Origin of the sequence: Streptomyces sp. CB00316 (assembly GCF_001905595.1) — a bacterium.
GTDB lineage: Bacteria > Actinomycetota > Actinomycetes > Streptomycetales > Streptomycetaceae > Streptomyces.
Genome location: NZ_LIXI01000001.1, coordinates 592,562 through 610,147 on the forward strand (window position 1 = coordinate 592,562; position 17,586 = coordinate 610,147).

A 17,586-nucleotide genomic window follows, 5' to 3' on the forward strand; every position below is an offset into this window, starting at 1 on the left:
TCAGTGGCCTCCGTCGGTGAGCAGGTGGAGCAGGGACATGGCGGGCGGCAGCGGTTCGTCGTCCTGCCAGGTGCGGGCGAGGCTGGAGACCGCGCCGAGGTCGCCCAGGAGCACCCCGCCGGCCAGCCGGCCCTCGCGGACGACGACCGTGCGGTACGCGCCCCGGGTGGCGTCGGCCAGCCGGATCACGTCGTCGCCCGGCAGCGGACGGGCCTCGCCGAAGGCCGCCAGGTCGAGAGCTTCCCGGGGTTCCGGCGAGTCGAAGGATCCGGCCGACGGGGAGCGGAGGGTCAGCCGGGTCAGCGCCCGGGTGCCCTCGTAGCGGGCGGGCCGTCCGGCCAGTACGTCGGCCAGCACGTCGGCCTGCTCCAGCGCGGGGCCGGCCAGCCCGTAGAGCGTGGAGCGGTGCTCGGCGCAGTCGCCGAGGGCGTGGATGTACGGGTCCGAGGTGCGCAGCTCGTCGTCGACCACGATCCCCTTGCGGACGTCGAGACCGGCGGCCCGGGCGAGCCCGGTCCGGGGCCGCACGCCGCAGGCCAGCACGGTGAGGTCGGCGGCGAGCTCGTACCCGTCGGCGAGTTCGACGGCCCGTACGGCTCCGTCGGTGGCCGAGGTCGTGCAGCGCAGCCCCCGCACCCGGCACTCGGTGTGCACCTCCACCCCGAGCGCTTCGAGGTGGAGCCGCAGCAGGGCGGCCGCCTCCGGGTCGAGCTGGCGCTCCATGAGGTGCTCGCCCTGCTGGGCCAGTACCACCTGCGCGCCGCACTCCGCGAGCGCCCGGGCCGCCGAGACGCCGAGGAGCCCGCCGCCGATGACGACCGCCCGCACTCCGGGGCGTACGGCGGCGCGCAGGGCCAGGGCGTCGTCGAGCGTACGGAAGGGGTGGACCCCGTCCGGCAGGGTGGTGCCGATCCCGCGCAGCGGTGGCAGCACCGGGTTGGAGCCGGTGGCCAGGACCAGACGCCCGTAGTGCAGCACGCTGCCGTCGTCGCAGTGGACCAGCCGGTCGGCCCGGTCGATCCGGACCGCCCGCACCCCGCGTCGTACCTCGGTTGCCGGCAGGGCGATGACGTCCGGGGAGTACCGCCCGGACAGTACGTCGGCCAGCAGCACCCGGTTGTAGGGGGCGTGCCGCTCCTCGCCGACGACGGTGACCCCGGGGACCCGCGCGGCGAGCCGGGCACCGGCCATACCGGCGCCGATCACCACGACGGGCTCGGCGCTCTCCGTCTTCTTCCTCATGGGGAAGAGCGTGGACGGCGGGTGTTACCCGGCCGCATCCCGCCGGTTTCCCTGGCGGAACCGTGCGCTCAGCGCCGGCCGGCGGCCCCTGTGAGAACGGCTCGCGGACCTCCCCTTAATGTCGAGGACATGCCCGACATCACCCTCACCACCCTGATCCTGCTCTGCCTGGCCGCGGCCGCCGCGGGCTGGATCGACGCGGTGGTGGGCGGCGGCGGGCTGCTGCTCCTGCCCGCCCTGCTGCTCGGCCTGCCGAACGTACCGGCCGCCCACGTCCTCGGCACCAACAAGGCCGTCGCGATCGTCGGGACCTCGGGCGCCGCGATCACCTACGTGAGCAGGGCCCCGGTCCGGGTGGGGCTGGCGGTACGGGTGGGGCTGATGGCGCTCGCCGGGTCGGTGGGCGGGGCGTTCTTCGCCGCCGGGATCAGCAGCGAGGTGCTGCGCCCGGTGATCATGGTGGCGCTGCTCGGCGTCGCCGCCTTCGTCCTGCTGCGCCCGTCCTTCGGTACGGCGGCGGCGGGCGACACCGACGCCCGGCCGGTCACCCGGGCCCGGATCGTCACCGCGGTCGTGCTGGTGGGCGGCGGGATCGGCTTCTACGACGGCCTGTTCGGCCCGGGCACCGGCACCTTCCTGGTGCTGGCCCTCACCGCCGTACTCCACCTGGACCTGGTGACCGCGTCGGCCACCGCCAAGATCGTCAACGTGTGCACGAACGCGGGGGCGCTGGCGATGTTCGCGTACCAGGGCACGGTCCTGTGGCAGCTGGCCGCCGTGATGGCGCTGTTCAACCTGGCGGGCGGGATGGCGGGGGCCCGGATGGCGCTGAGCCGGGGGAGCGGGTTCGTCCGGGCGGTACTGCTGACGGTGGTGTTCTCGCTGGTGGCGAAGCTGGGCTACGACCAGTGGACCGCGTAGGAACGTATCTCGGGCTCACCGCACATCGGTGAGATGGGCGTAGGCCACCACATTGCCCTGGTAGCCGGTCTCCTTGGAGAACCCGCCGCCGCAGGTGATCAGCCGCAGCGAGGCGTGCGGCGAGTCGCCGTAGACGCGCTGGTCGGGGAAGTCCTTGTTGTCGTACACCTCGATGGCGTCGATCGAGAAGACGGCCGTGCGTCCGTCCTCGCGGACGACCTCGACGCGGGTGCCCTTGGTGAGGGCGCCGAGGGCGTAGAAGACGGAGGGCCCCTCCGCGTTGTCGACATGCCCGGCGACGATCGCGGTGCCCTCGGCGCCGGGCGGGACCCCGTCGGCGTACCAGCCCGCGAGGTTGCGGTCCGTGTCCGGCGGGACGTCCAGGCTGCCGTCGGCACCGAGTCCCAGCCGCATCATCGGCGCGTCCACCGAGATGCTCGGGATGCGGATGCGGACCGGGTCGGAGGGGTGCAGCGGTTCGGCGACCGGGGAGCCGGGCTGGAGCTGGGGCCCTGCGGCGAAGGCCTGGGCGCTGGAGGGCTGCGGCGGGATCAGCTGGTCGCCGGAGCCGTTCTGGACGAGCCAGATACCGCACAGCACGGCGATGCCCACCAGCCAGCCCCTGGCTTTCTGCGCGCTCTGGGACACGTCGTCGTCCTCGTAACCCTGGTGAGTCTCGGATCGAAGGCGGGCCGGGCGCGCTCGGGGACGCGCCCGGCCCGGTCGGCGGGAGGGACGGCGGGGTCCCTCGGGCCCAGGGGCCCGGGGGCCTCAGCTGCCCCCCGGGCCCCTGGGCCGGTTGCCTCAGCCGCCCTCGGTGGACTCGGTGCGCCGGCGCAGCAGCCACAGACCGCCCACGGCCGCCATGCCGATCACGCCGACGCCGAGGGCGACCTGCGTGGAGTTCGGCTCGACGCTGCCGCCGACCCCGGTCCGCACATGGCCGGACGGGCGGTCGTGGTCGGGCTTCTCGTGCTTGCCGCCGCCGATCACCTTCAGGTCCCCGACGGCGTCCTTGCCGTTGTCGCAGGAGACGACGATCTCGTAGACGCCGGGCCGGGTGTCGTGCGGCACGGTGAACTGGCCGACGAGCACTTCCTTGTGCGTACCGCGGCGGACCTCGAAGTCCCCGGCGTCCAGGGAGTTCGCGTCACCGATGCCCGAGCCCTTGGGGCCGCAGGCGGTGGTGTTCACGGTGACCTTGGCGCCGGGAGGCGCGGTCGCGGGGGTGATCTCCAGCCGGCCGAAGTCATCGCCTGCGTACGCGGACGGGGCGGCGGTGAGACCGAGCGCTATGACGGTGACCGCGGCGGTGGCGGTACCGGTCACGAGGCGGGCAGGACTGCGCATGGGGATCCTCCGGGCAGACGGCGCGAGCGGTTGTGTCCTGCCCCCGACCTAACGGGCGGTCGCCGCCGCACGCCTCCTGACACCAGGTCAGCTTTCACCCGTACGGACCGGCGCGGCACTCTTGCCGCCGGAGATCGCCGCAGGTCGCGGCGGTGTGACTGGGCCGTTCGGTCCGTGCCGCCGGACCGGGTGCCGATCGAGTGAGGCTCACCGAGAAATTGTGACTCACATCGCATGCATGGGCTCGCGGAGTGCGGGCAGACGCAAGACACCCCCCCCACGGGACGGATCCCCGCCCCCCCAGGGCACCCGCCCCCACCGGCCTACCCCCCCGGGCCCGGTGGGGGCGGTGTCGGATCCGGCGGGAGGGATCACCCGGTGCGCGCCTCACCCGCGCCGGTGTCCGCACCCGCACTCCAGGAGATCGCCGGCGGTCGCACCCGCGCACACAGTGGCTGCCCCTTCGCGTCGGTCAGCCCCAGCCGCCCGGTGAGCTGCCCGGAACGCGCGGCGGCTTCGAGGATCCCGGGCTCGATGTCGCTGAACATCAGCTTGGCGCGCCGGAACATGCTGAAGCGCCCGGCCTCGTCCACGGTCCCCCACGACAGGTAGACGAACCGCCCGCCCAGCCGGTTCTGGATGTACGGCCCCGAGACCTCGACCCCGTCGGCCGTGGCCTTCGCCGTGCACTCCAGGGTCCAGGAGGCGGCCGGGGCGTCCCCGGGATGCGGGCCGAGCAGCTCGTCGGGCCGGTCCTTGCGCTGGATGCCGACGTGGATGTTCTCGAGCCCGGGAAAGTCGGAGTCCGGCCCGCAGTTGCGGCCGGGGAGCGCTGAGGCCTCGATATGGATCTGCATGCTCCCCATGGTCCGTCACCGGGGCGGAGCGAGGGCGCCACGGTCGCTTTTCGGCCAAGGTCGACCGCCGGGCAAGGTCAGAGGAGATCCGCCGGCGCACTGCCGTACGCGGCCTCCAGCCGCCCCATCACCCCCTCCATCTCCTCCACCGCGGCCTCGTCGCCGCTCGCGAACTCCACGGCATCGATCCGCCGCACCGGCGCGATCCCCTGCGAGTTGCAGATGAAGGCGCCCCGGTAGGCGCCCAGCCCGTCCAGCGTCACCGCCCGCCGGACCGTCGGCTCCCCCGCCACCGCGAGGCCACGCTCCAGCAGCGCCATGGTGATGCCGATGAGCGCGGGAGCGTCCGGCCACACCACCGAACTCCCGTCCCAGAAGCCGATGTTGGTGATAGCTCCCTCGGTCACCACCCCGCCCGGCGCGGTCAGCAGAGCCTCGTCGAACCCGGCCCGCGCGGCGAGCATCCCGTAATACGTCTGCCCGAACTCGCCCGGCCGCTTGATGTGCGGCACGGCCCGGGCGTACGGCACCGACATCAGGCTCCGGCCCCCGGGTGCCATCGAGGCGGGCTCGCGGACGGTGACCATCACCCGCGTACGCGTCGCCCCGGGCGGCAGAAAACCGTGCACCCGCACGGACGCGTCCCGCAGCCCGGCACGGTCCAGGGCGCCCCGGATCAGCTCGCGCACCTGGCCCCCGTCCAGGGGCATGTGGAACAACTCCCGGTTCGCGCCCTCCAGTCGTTCGAGATGCAGCCCGAGCCCCCGCACCCTCCGGTCCTGGACCTGGAGGGCGGTGAAGTGGCCGAACCCGAAGAGGGCGGGGACACGGAGGTCGTTCTCGGTGGCGGGGTGGCCGTCCATCTCGACGTAGGGGAGGGGCGGGGGCGGTGCGCTCGTCATGGGGCAACCGTAGATCGCGACTTCTCCTGACGGCGACTTGACCTCAACCAAACTTGAGGGTCAAAGCTCGACGCCATGGACACCACACCCGCACCCCCGCCATCCTCCGCTCCCCTCAAGGTCGCCGTCATCCTCGGCAGCAACCGGGAGGGCCGCTTCGGGCCGGTCATCGCCGACTGGTTCCTCGGCCGGGCCGCCCGGTGCGACGACATCGAGACCGAGCTCATCGATGTCGTCACCGCCCGGCTCCCCACCGCGCTCTCCTTCAGCCCCACACCCGAGGAGGCCGCCAGGGTCGCGGCGGTCTCGGCGCGGCTGGCGGCGGCCGACGCCTTCGTCGTGCTCACACCCGAGTACAACCACTCCTTCCCCGCCCCGCTGAAGAACCTCATCGACTGGCACCGCGCCGAATGGCAGGCCAAACCCGTAGCCTTCGTCTCGTACGGCGGCAGGTCCGGCGGGCTGCGGGCCGTCGAGCAGCTCCGGCAGGTCTTCGCCGAGATGCACACGGTCTCCGTCCGCGACACCGTCTCCTTCCACAACGCGGGCGCCCTCTTCGACGACGGGGGGAGCCACCGGGACCCGGCGGACGTCGACGCGGCGGCCAAGGCGCTCCTGGACCAGCTGGCCTGGTGGGGCAACGCCCTGCGCGACGCGCGAAACCGGCATCCGTACAGCGCCTGACCCCCCTCCGGGCCGACAATCGGTGCACGGGCGGGAGCAGCCCGCCGTACTCCGAGGAGACCGACGATGACAGCGCCGCCGGCATGGCTGACCGTACTGACCACGACCGACAGCGAGGAGAAGGCCCACGAGCTGGCGCAGGGGGCGGTGGAGGCCCGGCTGGCGGCCTGCGCGCAGATCTCCGCGCCCGTCACCTCGGTCTACCGGTGGCAGAACGCCATCGAGTCGTCCGAGGAGTGGCAGGTGCTGTTCAAGACGGCGGCCGAGCGCTACGAGGAACTGGAGGAGTACCTCCAGGAGGCACACGACTACGACACCCCCGAGATCATCGCGATCCCGGTGGTCCGGGGCAGCGCCCGCTACCTCGGCTGGGTCACGGCGGAGACGGCTCCCGCGGCCGCCCTGTGACGGCGGCCATGAGCACCCTGGACCCCGGCTCCCCGCCCACCGACGAGCTGCCGTTCTTCGTGTACGGGACGCTGCTCCCCGGCGAACCCAACCACGACCTGTTCCTCAGCGGCCGTACGTCGGGGGAGCGGGCGGCCGTCCTGCCCCGGGCCCTGCTGTACGACGGGCCCGGCTACCCGTACGCCATCGACGGCCACGGCCGCGTCCACGGCACCCTGCTCACCGCCGCGCCCGGGGTGTACGGGGAGCTGCTCGGGCTCCTGGACCATCTGGAGGAGTACCTCGGGCCCGGCCACCCGCGCAATCTGTACGAGCGGGTCGTCCGCGAGGTCGAGCTGCCGGGGGAGGAGCCTTGGGCAACCCGCGCCTGGGTCTACCTCGCCGCAGCCGCCGTGACCCGTTCCCTGCGGGCGAGCGGCAGCGTCATCGCCGAGGGGCGGTGGGTCACCGGGCGGCCTCCAGGCGGACCGCGCACACCTTGAACTCCGGCATGCGCGACACCGGGTCGAGCGCCGGGTTGGTCAGCGTGTTGGCCCGGCCCTCACCCGGCCAGTGGAACGGCATGAACACCGTGTCCGCCCGGATCGCCCCGGTGATCCGGGCCGGCGCCACCGCCCGCCCGCGCCGGGACGTCACCGCGACGGGCTCGCCCTCGGCCACCCCGATCCGCTCCGCGAGGCGCGGGTGCAGCTCCACGAAGGGGCCGGGGGCCGCCGCGTTCAGCTCGTCCACCCGGCGGGTCTGGGCCCCCGACTGGTACTGCGCGACCACCCGTCCCGTCGTCAGCACCACCGGATACTCCCGGTCCGTCTCCTCGGCCGCCGCGCGGTGCACCACCGGGACGAAGGAGGCCCGCCCGTCCTCCGTCGCGAACCGGTCCAGGAAGAGCCGGGGGGTTCCCGGGTGGTCCGCGTCGGGGCAGGGCCAGAAGACGCCGTCCTCGGCCGCGATCCGCTCGTAGGTGATGCCGGCGTAGTCCGCCGCACCCCCCGCCGAGGCCCGCCGCAACTCCTCGAAGACCTCGGCCGGGTCGGCCGGGAACCCCTTGCCGTGGCCCAGCAGCCCGGCCAGGGCGTGCAGCACCTCCAGGTCGCTGCGCACCCCATCCGGCGGGTCGAGCGCCCGCTGCCGCAGCAGCACCCGGCCCTCCAGGTTGGTGGTGGTACCGCTCTCCTCCGCCCACTGCGTCACCGGCAGCACCACGTCCGCCAGCGCCGCCGTCTCGGAGAGGACGACGTCCGCCACCGCCAGGAAGTCCAGGGAGGCCAGGCGGCGTTCGACGTGCGAGGCGTGCGGGGCGGAGACCACCGGGTTGGAGCCCATCACCAGCAGCGCCCGCACGTCCTGGCCCAGCGCGTCCAGCAGCTCGTACGCGCTCCGGCCCGGCCCCGGCAGGCTGTCCGGATCCACGCCCCACACCCCCGCGACATGGCGGCGGGCGGCCGGGTCGGTCAGCTTGCGGTAGCCGGGCAGCTGGTCGGCCTTCTGGCCGTGCTCCCGGCCGCCCTGCCCGTTGCCCTGCCCGGTCAGGCACCCGTACCCGGACAGCGGCCTCCCCGCCCGCCCGGTGGCCAGGCAGAAGTTGATCCACGCGCCCACCGTGTCCGTCCCCTTGGCCTGCTGCTCGGGCCCCCGTGCGGTCAGCACCATCCCGCTCCCCGCCCCGCAGAACAGCTCCACCGCCTCGCGCAGCCGCGCCACCGGCACCCCGCAGATCCGCTCCACCAGCTCCGGCCAGTGCGCCATCGCCCCCGCCCGCGCCGCCTCCCACCCCCGGGTGCGGGTCCGCACGAACTCCTCGTCCACCCGGCCCTCGGCCACCACCAGGTGCAACATCCCGAGCGCCAGGGCCAGATCGGTGCCGGGGCGTGGCGCCAGATGCAGGTCGGCCTGTTCGGCGGTGCGGGTGCGGCGCGGGTCGATGACGATCAGCCGGCCCCCGTTCGCCTTCAGTTCGGTGAGATACCGCAGGGCGGGCGGCATCGTCTCGGCCAGGTTCGACCCGACGAGGATCACGCACCCCGTCCGCGGGATGTCCTCCAGCGGGAACGGCAGCCCTCGGTCGAGACCGAACGCCCGCTGGTGCGCCGCGGCCGCCGACGACATGCAGAACCGGCCGTTGTAGTCGATCTGCGAGGTGGCGAGGACGACCCGGGCGAACTTCCCGAGCGCGTAGGCCTTCTCATTGGTCAGCCCGCCCCCGCCGAACACCCCCACCGCGTCCGCCCCGTGCGCCGCCCGCACCCCGCCGAGCCCTTCGGCGATCCGCCCCAGCGCCTCGTCCCAGCCCGCCTCCTCCAGCTCACCGCCGGGCCGCCTCCGTACCAGCGGGGAGGTCAGCCGGGCCCCCCGGCGCAGCACGGCGGGCGCACTCCGGCCCTTGCCGCACAACGCGCCCCGGTTGACGGGGAACCCGGTGCGCTCCACCACCTCGGCCACCTCCGGGCCCGCCACCGGGCGCAGGGTCATCCCGCACTGGAGGGCGCAGTAGGGGCAGTGGGTGGGCGTTTCGGTACCGGTCATGGGGCCCAGCCTGCGAGAGCGGTATTACGGGCACGGGGGCACCCGGTTACACCGTCGGAACGCCCACCTCAGCCCGCCGCCCGGCGCGCTGTGAGGTCCCAGGTCGGAGCGCGGGGGCCCACCGCCCGCAGACCACGGCTCCACTGCCGTACAGGTCACGGCCCCGCCGCCCCCACGTCACGGCGTCGCCGACGCCAGTGCCTCCGTCACGCCCACCTCCTGAGGCCCCAGGAAGCGCGGGTCGGGGCGGAACAGGGCGTCCAGAGCCGCCTTGCCCGACGCGGCCAGCTCCCGGGTGCCGCCGTAGTACCAGGTCGCGTCCCGTGGCTCGTCGACCGCGACCCCGTACGCGTCGATCCCGGCGGAACGGCACAGCGTGGTCGCCCGGTGGATGTGGAATCCCTGGCTCACCAGCACCGCCCGGTCGACCCCGAATATCTTCTTGGCCCGCACGCAGGAGTCCCAGCTGTCGAACCCGGCGTAGTCGCTGACGATCCGGCCGTCCGGCACCCCGCGCTCGGTCAGATACGTGCGCATCGCGTCGGGCTCGTCGTACTCCACCCGGCTGTTGTCCCCGGTGACCAGGACGACCTTCACCTTCCCGGTGCGGTACAGCTCGGCCGCCGCGTCCAGCCGGTGGGCCAGATACGGGGTCGGCCGGCCCTTCCAGAGCCCGGCGCCGAAGACCATGGCGACCTCCCGGGCCGGGGCGTCCGCCGTGGTCCCCACCCGCGCGTCGGATCCCATCCGCATCCAGGTCGCGGGCAGCAGCGCCAGCACGCAGAGGGCCATCAGACCCTGCACGGCGAGCCGCCGGCCACGGCGGGAGCGAGGCAGCCGGAGCGCGGAGAGCCGGGGCAGCCGCAGCCACGGTCCGTGCCCCCTCGCGCTGCCTTCCGACGCGGGCCGCGCCCCCGACGCCGCCCGCTCTCCCGGCGTGTGCCGCGCCCTTCGCATCCCTCGCACGAGAGCCCCCCTCGTCGTCCGTACCGTCGTTCGGTCCCACCCCACCTGACGAGCGAAACGCCCGAAAGGTTCGCCGACCGGCAGAAACGGATGCAGGCCCCCGCCCCGCACACCGGCCACCACCCCGCCGTGAGGGGGCGGAAAACCCCCGTGACCCTCGCGCAACGGCCCGGCAACCTCCGCCCGGCACCATCGGTCCATGACGGAGCCGTCCACGCAGCAGCCTCGTCGGCCACCGCTTGAGCCCACCGACAGCGGCGGCCACAGCACCGTGCCCCTCGACAGCACCGCGCAGCTCCTCACCCGTGTCACCGCCCAGCTCTCCAACCAGCTCGGACTCCTCTCCCGGAACGGAACCCGCAGGCCCATGCACCGCACCCGGCCCCCCGCCGCGCCCCGGCCTTCCACCGCCGAGGCCACCCCGCCCACCCTCCTCGTCGTCGCCCACGGCAGCCGCGACCCGCAGGCCCTGCGGACCGTCCTCGCGCTCCTGGACCGGGTCCGCGACCTGCGCCCCGGCCTCGACGTCCGCCTCGGCCACATCGAGCTGAACCAGCCGCTCCTCCCGGACACCCTGGACGGCCTGCGCGGGGCCGACGCCGTCCTCGTACCGCTGCTCCTGGGGCGCGGCCACCACGTCAAGCACGACCTGCCCGCCGCCGCGGCCGCCGCCCCCTCCGTACGCACCCGGATCGCCGCCCCCCTCGGGCCGCACCCCCTGCTGGTCGAGGCGCTGTACGGGCGGCTCGTGGAGGCGGGCTGGGACCCCGCCGACGAGGGGCGCCGCCGCGCCGCCGTGGTCCTCGCCGCCGCCGGGTCCCGCGACCCCGACTCCGCCCAGGACACCCGCCGTACGGCGCGGATGCTCGCCGAACGGCTCGGCGGGGTGCCCGTCGTACCCGCGTACGCCTCCGCCGCGGCCCCCACCGTCCCCGCCGCGCTGCGCGCACTGGCCGCCCGGGGCCGGCACCGGACCTTCGTCGCCTCGTACTTCACCGCGCCCGGCCGCTTCGCGAGTGCCGCCGCGAGCGCCGCACCCCGCACCGCCGCCGTTCCGCTCGGCGCCCACCCCGCCATGGCCCGCCTGCTCCTCCACCGCTACGACCAGGCACTGTCCGCCATCGCGCCGTCCGAGACGGTGAGCTTGCTCGCTTCCGCCTGACTCCCCGGCCCGCTCACGACACGTTGTCCGTCCCGGTCGCTACTGTCGGGACCATGGACGGCACACAGGGCGTACACGGGGCAGATCAGACACACGGCACATCAGGCACGCACAGTGAGCGGGGCACCGGGAGCGGCTACGGCCCCGCCGACACCGAGCGCTTCGACACCGAGCAGGACAAGCGCCCCGGCCGCACCGCCTTCCAGCGCGACCGGGCCCGGGTGCTGCACTCCGCCGCGCTGCGCCGGCTCGCCGGGAAGACCCAGGTGGTCACACCCGGCACGCGTTCGCTCGTCTGGGACGCCAGCCCTCGCACCCGGCTCACCCACTCCCTGGAGTGCGCGCAGGTCGGCCGCGAGCTGGGCGCGGTCCTCGGCTGCGATCCGGACCTCGTGGAGACGGCCTGCCTCTCCCACGACATGGGCCACCCGCCGTTCGGCCACAACGGCGAACAGGCGCTCAACGACTTCGCCTCCGACTGCGGCGGCTTCGAGGGCAACGCCCAGTCGCTGCGGCTGCTGACCCGCCTGGAGCCGAAGCGGTTCGTCCACGACCCGCGCACCGGCGAGCTGGTCAGCGTCGGCCTCAACCTGACCCGGGCCGCCCTGGACGCCGCCACCAAGTACCCCTGGCCGCGCGGCGCGCACCCCACCGACCCGCACTCGGCGAAGTTCGGGGTGTACGCGGACGACCTGCCGGTCTTCGAGTGGGCGCGGAAGGGGGCACCCGAGGACCGGACCTGCTTCGAGGCCCAGGTGATGGACTGGTCCGACGACGTGGCGTACTCGGTGCACGACTTCGAGGACGGGCTGCACGCCGGGCACATCGACCCCAACTGCCTCTACGCCGAGCCGGAGCGCGAGGAGATCTTCGCCGTCGCCATCGGCCGGTACGTCCCCGTGGACACCGACCCGCAGGAGCTGGCGGAGGCGCTGGACCGGCTGATCGACCAGGAGTGGTGGCCGCACGGGTACGACGGCTCCGCCGTGGCTCAGGCCCGCCTGAAGGACGCCACCAGTCAGCTCATCGGCCGGTTCTGCACCGAGGCCGAGACGGCCACCCGCGAGCTCTACGGTCCCGGCCGCCTCACCCGGTACGGGGCGGAGCTCGTCGTTCCGCGCACGGTCCGCAACGAGTGCGCGGTCCTCAAGGCGGTCGCCGACCGTTACGTGATGCAGCGCGCCGAGCAGGAGACCCTCCGCGCCGAGCAGCGCGTCGTCATCGCCGAGCTGGCCGCCGCCCTCACCGCCCGCGCCCCCGAGGGACTGGAGCCGCACTTCCGGGCCCTGTTCGACCAGGCGCCCGACAACCACACCCGTAAGCGTGTCCTCGTCGACCAGATCGCGGCGCTCACCGACGCCTCCGCACGATCCCTGCACGCCGCGCTCACCGCGCGCCGCGGCTGAGGGGCAGACTGGAGAAGACCGGAGAAATGACCACTGGGTGTGACCTGTCCGGGGCACACCCTCTTTCGCCATCACGCTGCGTGCGGGACGCTCGCAGCCGGGGGCGCCGCGCAGCACAGCACTGAGGAGGCATCAAGTGGTCGACGCACATCGGACATTCGTCATCGTCGGAGCGGGACTCGCAGGGGCGAAGGCGGCCGAAACGCTCCGCGCGGAGGGGTTCACCGGCCGGGTGATCCTCATCGGGGACGAGCGCGACCACCCCTATGAGCGACCGCCGCTCTCCAAGGGTTACCTCGGTGGCAAGGAGGAACGCGACAGCGTCTTCGTGCACGAGCGCCCCTGGTACGCGGGCGCCGACGTCGAACTGCACCTCGGCCAGCCCGTCACGGTCCTCGACCGGTACGCGAAGACCGTTCAGCTCGGCGACAACACCGTCATCCACTACGACAAGCTGCTGCTCGCCACCGGCTCCGAACCGCGCCGCCTCGACGTCCCCGGCACCGACCTGGCGGGCGTCCACCACCTGCGCCGCCTCGCCCACGCCGACCGGCTGCGCAACGTGCTGGCCGCCCTCGGCCGCGACAACGGCCACCTGGTGATCGCCGGGGGCGGCTGGATCGGCCTGGAGGTCGCCGCAGCCGCCCGGGGGTACGGAGCCGAGGTCACCGTCGTCGAGCCGGAGCCCACCCCGCTGCACCAGGTCGTCGGCCCCGAGCTGGGCCAGATCTTCACCGAACTGCACAGCTCCCACGGCGTCCGCTTCCACTTCGGCGCCCGCCTCACCGAGATCGTCGGCCAGGACGGCATGGTGCTGGCCGCCCGCACCGACGACGGCGAGGAGCACCCCGCCCACGACGTGCTCGCCGCGATCGGCGCCGCGCCCCGCTCCGCCCTCGCCGAGGCCGCGGGGCTGGAGATGGCCGAGCGGGCGCGGGGCGGCGGCGTCGCCGTGGACGCCTCGCTGCGCACCTCCGACCCGCACATCTACGCCGCGGGGGACGTCGCCGCCGTCGCCCACCCGCTGCTCGGCGTCCGGCTGCGCGTCGAGCACTGGGCCAACGCCCTCAACAGCGGACCGGCCGCCGCCCGCTCCATGCTCGGCCAGGACGTGACGTACGACCGGGTGCCGTACTTCTTCTCCGACCAGTACGACCTGGGCCTGGAGTACTCCGGCTGGGCGCCACCCGGCTCCTACGACGAGGTGATCATCCGGGGCGACGCGGGTAAGCGGGAGTTCATCGCTTTCTGGCTCAAGGACCGCCGCGTCCTGGCCGGGATGAACGTCAACGTGTGGGACGTGACGGAGACCATCCAGGAGCTGGTCCGGGCCGGTCAGCGGCACGACCCGGAGGCTCTGGCCGACCCCTCGGTGGAGCTGGCGTCCCTCCTCTGACGACCCGCCGGGGAGCAGCGGAGCACCCCGGGACGATCCGCTGCTCCCCGGGCATACGGTGTTGCGCACGGAGCACAGCACCGACGACTGTTCGCCGTGGTGGAGCTCTCCGGCTTCCCCCGCTTCCTGCCCGAGGCCGCGCCCGAGGACCGGCCCGGCCTGGAGGCGCGCTGCCATGAGGCGAGCGACCGCTGCCACGCCGAACACGTGCCCCACCGCGGCGCCGACTGGGGCCCGAAGCTGACCGGGGCCGGATTCACCGTCGAGGACGAGCGGGTCATCACGGTGAACATCAACAGCACCGGCGGCTCCCGCGGCGGGGCCGTCGGCGCCTACGCCCTCGGCAGCCTGCGCCACAGCGTGGCAGGGGCACTCGCGCCTGCGGACCTGGCCGCGCTCGACGGGCTGCTCGACACCGAAGGCCCCGGCTCGCTCCTGCGCCGCGACGACCTCGCCGTACGCACCGAACGCACCGCCTGGGCCGCCCGCCGGACCGGCTGACCACGCGCTCCGGCCGGGGCGGAGTCCCTGCGGGCGTCGGGTTGTCGTCGCCCACCCGTAGACTTCATCCGTGGCTGGCAGGATCAATGACGACGACGTGAAGGCGGTACGGGACGCGGTCCCGATCGACTCCGTCGTGTCCGAATACCTCCAGCTGCGCAACGCGGGTGGCGGAAACCTCAAGGGACTCTGCCCCTTCCACGACGAGAAGTCCCCCTCCTTCCAGGTCAGTCCCGCCAAGGGCCTGTTCCACTGCTTCGGCTGCCAGGAGGGCGGCGACACCATCGCCTTCGTGATGAAGATCGACCACCTCTCCTTCTCGGAGACGGTCGAGCGCCTCGCCGCCAAGGCGGGCATCACCCTGCGGTACGAGGAGGGCGGCTACAACCCCTCCCACCAGCGCGGCGAACGCATCCGGCTGATCGAGGCCCACCAGGCCGCCGCCGACTTCTACGTCCGCGCGCTGGAGAGCCCCGAGGCCGAGATCGGCCGGAAGTTCCTCGCCGAGCGCGGCTTCGACCAGGACGCCGCGACCCACTTCCGCGTCGGCTACAGCCCGGCCGGCTGGGACCACCTCACCCGCTATCTGCGCGGCAAGGGCTTCAGCGACAAGGAGCTGATCACCTCCGGCCTCTCCCAGGACGGCCGCCGCGGCCCCATCGACCGCTTCCGAGGCCGGCTGATGTGGCCGATCAGCGACACCGCGGGCGAGATCGTCGGCTTCGGCGCCCGCAGGCTCCGCGACGACGACAACGGCCCGAAGTACCTGAACACCCCCGAGACCCCGATCTACAAGAAGTCCCAGGTGCTGTACGGCATCGACCTGGCCAAGAAGGACATCGCCAAGGCCAGCCGGGCCGTCGTCGTCGAGGGCTACACCGACGTCATGGCCTGCCATCTCGCAGGGGTCACCACCGCCATCGCCACCTGCGGCACCGCCTTCGGCAACGACCACATCAAGATCCTGCGCCGCCTCCTCATGGACAACGGCAGCGCCCGCGTGATCTTCACCTTCGACGGCGACTCGGCCGGCCAGAAGGCCGCACTGCGCGCCTTCGAGGACGACCAGAAGTTCGCCGCCGAGACGTACATCGCCATCGCCCCGGACAACATGGACCCGTGCGACCTGCGGCTCGCCAAGGGCGATGACGCCGTACGCGACCTGGTCGAGCCGCGCACCCCGCTCTTCGAGTTCGCGCTGCGCCAGATCGTCGGCCGGTACGACCTGGAGACCCCGGCGGGCCGGGCGTCCGCGCTCGACGAGGCCGCCGCCGTCGTCGCCAAGATCAAGACCAGCAGTGTGCAGCGTGAGGTGGCCGTCCAGCTCGCCGGGCTCGTCGGCATCCTCGACCAGGAGTTCGTCGTCCACCGCGTCGCCCAGCTCGCCCGCTGGGCCCGTGACAAGGGCGGCGACTCACGCGGCGGCCGCGGGCCGGGCGGCCCCCAGGACCGGCGCGGCGGCGCACCCCAGCAGGCCGTCCAGGCCCCCGCCGCCCCCTCCGGCCCCGCGCTCAACCTCCGCAGCCCCGCCCACCGCACCGAGCGCGAGCTGCTCAAGCTCGCCCTCCAGAAGCCCGCCCTGGTCTCCCCGGCCTTCGACGCGTACGGCGCGGACGAGTTCACCGCCCCGCCCTACGCGGCCGTGCGCCAGTGCATCGCGGAGGCGGGCGGCGCCGAGCGGGGCCTCGGCGACGACCGCGAGTATCTGGTCGCCGTCATGGACGCGGCCCCCGACAACACCGTGCGCTCCCTCGTCACCGAGCTGGCCGTCGAGGTCTTCATGGGCAGGACGATCGACGAGACGTACGCCGGTATGCAGCTGGTCCACGTCCGGCTGCGCGCCGTCGACCGCCGCATCAACGAGGTGCAGGGCAGCCTCGCCCGCCTCGGCAGCAACGTGGCACCCCACGACCTCGCGGCCGCGCAGAACGAGGTCTGGGTGCTCCAGCAGTACGCGCAGTCCCTGCGGGCGAAGGGCGCCGACGCGCTCTGAGCGCGTACCAGGACCGTCGGGAGCAGTAACCGGCGGTGACCGACCGGAATCAGAAAGTCCCCGCACGCCCCTCGTGGCAACCCTGTGCCGTGCCCCACACTGGGGCTGCCAGAGTCATCCGGCAGCGATCACCTGGAGGTCGCCCCCGTGCAGATCCGGACCGTGTCGACCACGACCGAGCACATGTCGGCGATTCCCGTGCAGAACCGGGCCGTCCACCACCCGGAGAACTCCCCGGAGAACCCGCCGGAGAGGGCGGCCCGCCCGCCCGCGAGCGCACCCGAGGCCGTCATGGAGGAAGCGGAGCACGCCCCCGAACCCCGCGAGGCGCGGAGCCGGACGGACAGCGGCGGCCCCACCTCCGACCTCTTCCGGCAGTACCTGCGGGAGATCGGCCGCATCCCGCTGCTCAGCGCCGCCGACGAGGTCGAGCTGGCCCGCCGCGTGGAGGCCGGACTCTTCGCCGAGGAGCGCCTCGCGAACACCCCGGACCTGGACTCCCGGCTCGCCGGCGACCTGGACCGGCTCGTGGTCATGGGCCGCACGGCCAAGCGCCGGCTCATCGAGGCCAACCTCCGCCTGGTCGTCTCCGTCGCCAAGCGGTACGTGGGCCGGGGCCTGACCATGCTCGACCTGGTCCAGGAGGGGAACCTCGGCCTGATCCGGGCGGTGGAGAAGTTCGACTACGCCCGGGGCTACAAGTTCTCGACGTACGCGACCTGGTGGATCCGCCAGGCCATGTCCCGCGCGCTGGCCGACCAGGCCCGCACCATCCGCGTCCCCGTCCACGTCGTGGAGCTGATCAACCGCGTGGTCCGCGTCCAGCGCCGGATGCTCCAGGAACGCGGCTACGAGCCGACCGCCGAAGAGGTCGCCGCCCAGCTCGACCTGACCCCGGAGCGGGTCACCGAGGTCCTGCGCCTGGCCCAGGAGCCGGTCTCCCTCCACGCTCCCGTCGGCGAGGAGGACGACGTCTCCTTCGGCGACCTCATCGAGGACGGCGACGCCGCCTCACCGGTCGAGTCCGCCGCCTTCCTCCTCCTGCGCCAACACCTGGAGGCGGTCCTCACCACCCTCGGCGAGCGCGAACGCAAGGTCGTCCAGCTCCGCTACGGCCTGGACGACGGGCGGCCCCGCACCCTGGAGGAGATCGGCCGGATCTTCGGCGTGACGCGCGAACGCATCCGCCAGATCGAGTCCAAAACCCTCAGCAGGCTGCGGGACCACGCCTTCGCCGACCAGCTCCGCGGCTACCTGGACTGATCCCGGGCCGGC

At 73.6% G+C, this 17,586-nt stretch carries 16 protein-coding genes and 1 pseudogene; 10 read left to right on the plus strand and 7 right to left on the minus strand.

Features of this window, described 5'->3' with window-relative positions; all coding sequences use genetic code 11:
* Positions 1-1,242, minus strand: coding sequence for an NAD(P)/FAD-dependent oxidoreductase (locus AMK21_RS02545; RefSeq protein WP_073873682.1), 1,242 nt, complete (start codon positions 1,240-1,242; stop codon positions 1-3).
* A 129-nt stretch (positions 1,243-1,371) separates the two neighbouring features.
* Between AMK21_RS02545 and AMK21_RS02550 the strand changes: the two genes are divergently transcribed.
* On the plus strand, positions 1,372-2,163 hold the full coding sequence (locus AMK21_RS02550; protein WP_073873684.1) for a TSUP family transporter: 792 nt from the start codon (positions 1,372-1,374) through the stop codon (positions 2,161-2,163).
* Between the two features lie 15 nt (positions 2,164-2,178).
* On the opposite strand, the gene AMK21_RS02555 is transcribed toward AMK21_RS02550, so the two are convergent.
* The 4 genes from AMK21_RS02555 to AMK21_RS02570 form a co-directional block, all read right to left on the minus strand.
* Entirely contained in the window at positions 2,179-2,811 is a 633-nt protein-coding gene (locus tag AMK21_RS02555; protein WP_073873686.1) for a class F sortase, read from the minus strand.
* Between the two features lie 156 nt (positions 2,812-2,967).
* The gene (locus tag AMK21_RS02560) at positions 2,968-3,513 is read right to left on the minus strand and encodes a hypothetical protein (RefSeq protein WP_073873688.1); all 546 of its coding nucleotides are present in this window, start codon (positions 3,511-3,513) and stop codon (positions 2,968-2,970) included.
* Positions 3,514-3,884: 371 nt separating this feature from the next.
* Entirely contained in the window at positions 3,885-4,370 is a 486-nt protein-coding gene (locus AMK21_RS02565; protein ID WP_073873690.1) for a DUF5990 family protein, read from the minus strand.
* Positions 4,371-4,447: 77 nt separating this feature from the next.
* Positions 4,448-5,272, minus strand: coding sequence for an aminotransferase class IV (locus AMK21_RS02570; RefSeq protein WP_073873692.1), 825 nt, complete (start codon positions 5,270-5,272; stop codon positions 4,448-4,450).
* A 75-nt stretch (positions 5,273-5,347) separates the two neighbouring features.
* Between AMK21_RS02570 and AMK21_RS02575 the strand changes: the two genes are divergently transcribed.
* The 3 genes from AMK21_RS02575 (at position 5,348) to AMK21_RS02585 (ending at position 6,846) form a co-directional block, all read left to right on the plus strand.
* Entirely contained in the window at positions 5,348-5,956 is a 609-nt protein-coding gene (locus AMK21_RS02575; protein WP_073873694.1) for an NADPH-dependent FMN reductase, read from the plus strand.
* 66 nt (positions 5,957-6,022) lie between these two features.
* Positions 6,023-6,364 carry a divalent-cation tolerance protein CutA gene (gene cutA, locus AMK21_RS02580; RefSeq protein ID WP_073873696.1) on the plus strand — a complete coding sequence of 114 codons (342 nt, stop codon included), beginning with the start codon at positions 6,023-6,025 and terminating at the stop codon, positions 6,362-6,364.
* Complete coding sequence (locus AMK21_RS02585) at positions 6,361-6,846, plus strand: gamma-glutamylcyclotransferase family protein (RefSeq protein ID WP_073873698.1); 486 nt, start codon at positions 6,361-6,363, stop codon at positions 6,844-6,846. The genes cutA and AMK21_RS02585 overlap by 4 nt, the downstream gene beginning before the upstream one ends.
* On the opposite strand, the gene AMK21_RS02590 is transcribed toward AMK21_RS02585, so the two are convergent.
* Together AMK21_RS02590 and AMK21_RS02595 are read right to left on the minus strand one after the other, a co-directional pair.
* Complete coding sequence (locus AMK21_RS02590; RefSeq protein ID WP_073873700.1) at positions 6,809-8,887, minus strand: molybdopterin oxidoreductase family protein; 2,079 nt, start codon at positions 8,885-8,887, stop codon at positions 6,809-6,811. The two genes, AMK21_RS02585 and AMK21_RS02590, sit on opposite strands and share 38 nt — an antisense overlap.
* Positions 8,888-9,064: 177 nt before the next feature.
* Positions 9,065-9,844, minus strand: a complete 780-nt coding sequence (locus AMK21_RS02595) for a SanA/YdcF family protein (protein WP_234421806.1) — start codon at positions 9,842-9,844, stop codon at positions 9,065-9,067.
* 208 nt (positions 9,845-10,052) lie between these two features.
* Here AMK21_RS02595 and AMK21_RS02600 point away from each other — a divergent pair, with 208 nt between their 5' ends.
* From AMK21_RS02600 to AMK21_RS02625, 6 genes and pseudogenes are all read left to right on the plus strand, one after another.
* On the plus strand, positions 10,053-11,015 hold the full coding sequence (locus AMK21_RS02600) for a sirohydrochlorin chelatase (protein ID WP_073873704.1): 963 nt from the start codon (positions 10,053-10,055) through the stop codon (positions 11,013-11,015).
* Between the two features lie 53 nt (positions 11,016-11,068).
* A complete protein-coding gene (locus AMK21_RS02605) occupies positions 11,069-12,421 on the plus strand; it encodes a deoxyguanosinetriphosphate triphosphohydrolase (RefSeq protein WP_073873706.1) in 1,353 nt (450 codons plus the stop codon).
* 136 nt (positions 12,422-12,557) lie between these two features.
* Positions 12,558-13,817: an NAD(P)/FAD-dependent oxidoreductase gene (locus AMK21_RS02610; protein ID WP_073873708.1), complete on the plus strand. Its 1,260-nt coding sequence runs from the start codon at positions 12,558-12,560 to the stop codon at positions 13,815-13,817.
* An 87-nt stretch (positions 13,818-13,904) separates the two neighbouring features.
* Positions 13,905-14,318, plus strand: a pseudogene (locus AMK21_RS02615) (SAM-dependent methyltransferase); the annotation flags it as partial.
* Positions 14,319-14,388: 70 nt separating this feature from the next.
* Positions 14,389-16,311, plus strand: a complete 1,923-nt coding sequence (gene dnaG, locus AMK21_RS02620; protein ID WP_073873710.1) for a DNA primase — start codon at positions 14,389-14,391, stop codon at positions 16,309-16,311.
* Between the two features lie 147 nt (positions 16,312-16,458).
* Positions 16,459-17,574: an RNA polymerase sigma factor gene (locus AMK21_RS02625; protein ID WP_073873712.1), complete on the plus strand. Its 1,116-nt coding sequence runs from the start codon at positions 16,459-16,461 to the stop codon at positions 17,572-17,574.
* The last annotated feature ends 12 nt before the right edge of the window (positions 17,575-17,586 follow it).

Bases quoted from the DNA above. Each gene is read 5' to 3' on its own strand.
- AMK21_RS02575 (WP_073873694.1), top strand. From the start codon at position 5,348: ATGGACACCACACCCGCACCCCCGCCATCCTCCGCTCCCCTCAAGGTC.
- AMK21_RS02605 (WP_073873706.1), top strand. From the start codon at position 11,069: ATGGACGGCACACAGGGCGTACACGGGGCAGATCAGACACACGGCACA.
- AMK21_RS02565 (WP_073873690.1), bottom strand. From the start codon at position 4,370: ATGCAGATCCATATCGAGGCCTCAGCGCTCCCCGGCCGCAACTGCGGG.
- AMK21_RS02560 (WP_073873688.1), bottom strand. From the start codon at position 3,513: ATGCGCAGTCCTGCCCGCCTCGTGACCGGTACCGCCACCGCCGCGGTC.
- AMK21_RS02570 (WP_073873692.1), bottom strand. From the start codon at position 5,272: ATGACGAGCGCACCGCCCCCGCCCCTCCCCTACGTCGAGATGGACGGC.
- AMK21_RS02595 (WP_234421806.1), bottom strand. From the start codon at position 9,844: ATGCGAAGGGCGCGGCACACGCCGGGAGAGCGGGCGGCGTCGGGGGCG.
- cutA (WP_073873696.1), top strand. From the start codon at position 6,023: ATGACAGCGCCGCCGGCATGGCTGACCGTACTGACCACGACCGACAGC.
- AMK21_RS02550 (WP_073873684.1), top strand. From the start codon at position 1,372: ATGCCCGACATCACCCTCACCACCCTGATCCTGCTCTGCCTGGCCGCG.
- AMK21_RS02590 (WP_073873700.1), bottom strand. From the start codon at position 8,887: ATGACCGGTACCGAAACGCCCACCCACTGCCCCTACTGCGCCCTCCAG.
- AMK21_RS02600 (WP_073873704.1), top strand. From the start codon at position 10,053: ATGACGGAGCCGTCCACGCAGCAGCCTCGTCGGCCACCGCTTGAGCCC.
- AMK21_RS02545 (WP_073873682.1), bottom strand. From the start codon at position 1,242: ATGAGGAAGAAGACGGAGAGCGCCGAGCCCGTCGTGGTGATCGGCGCC.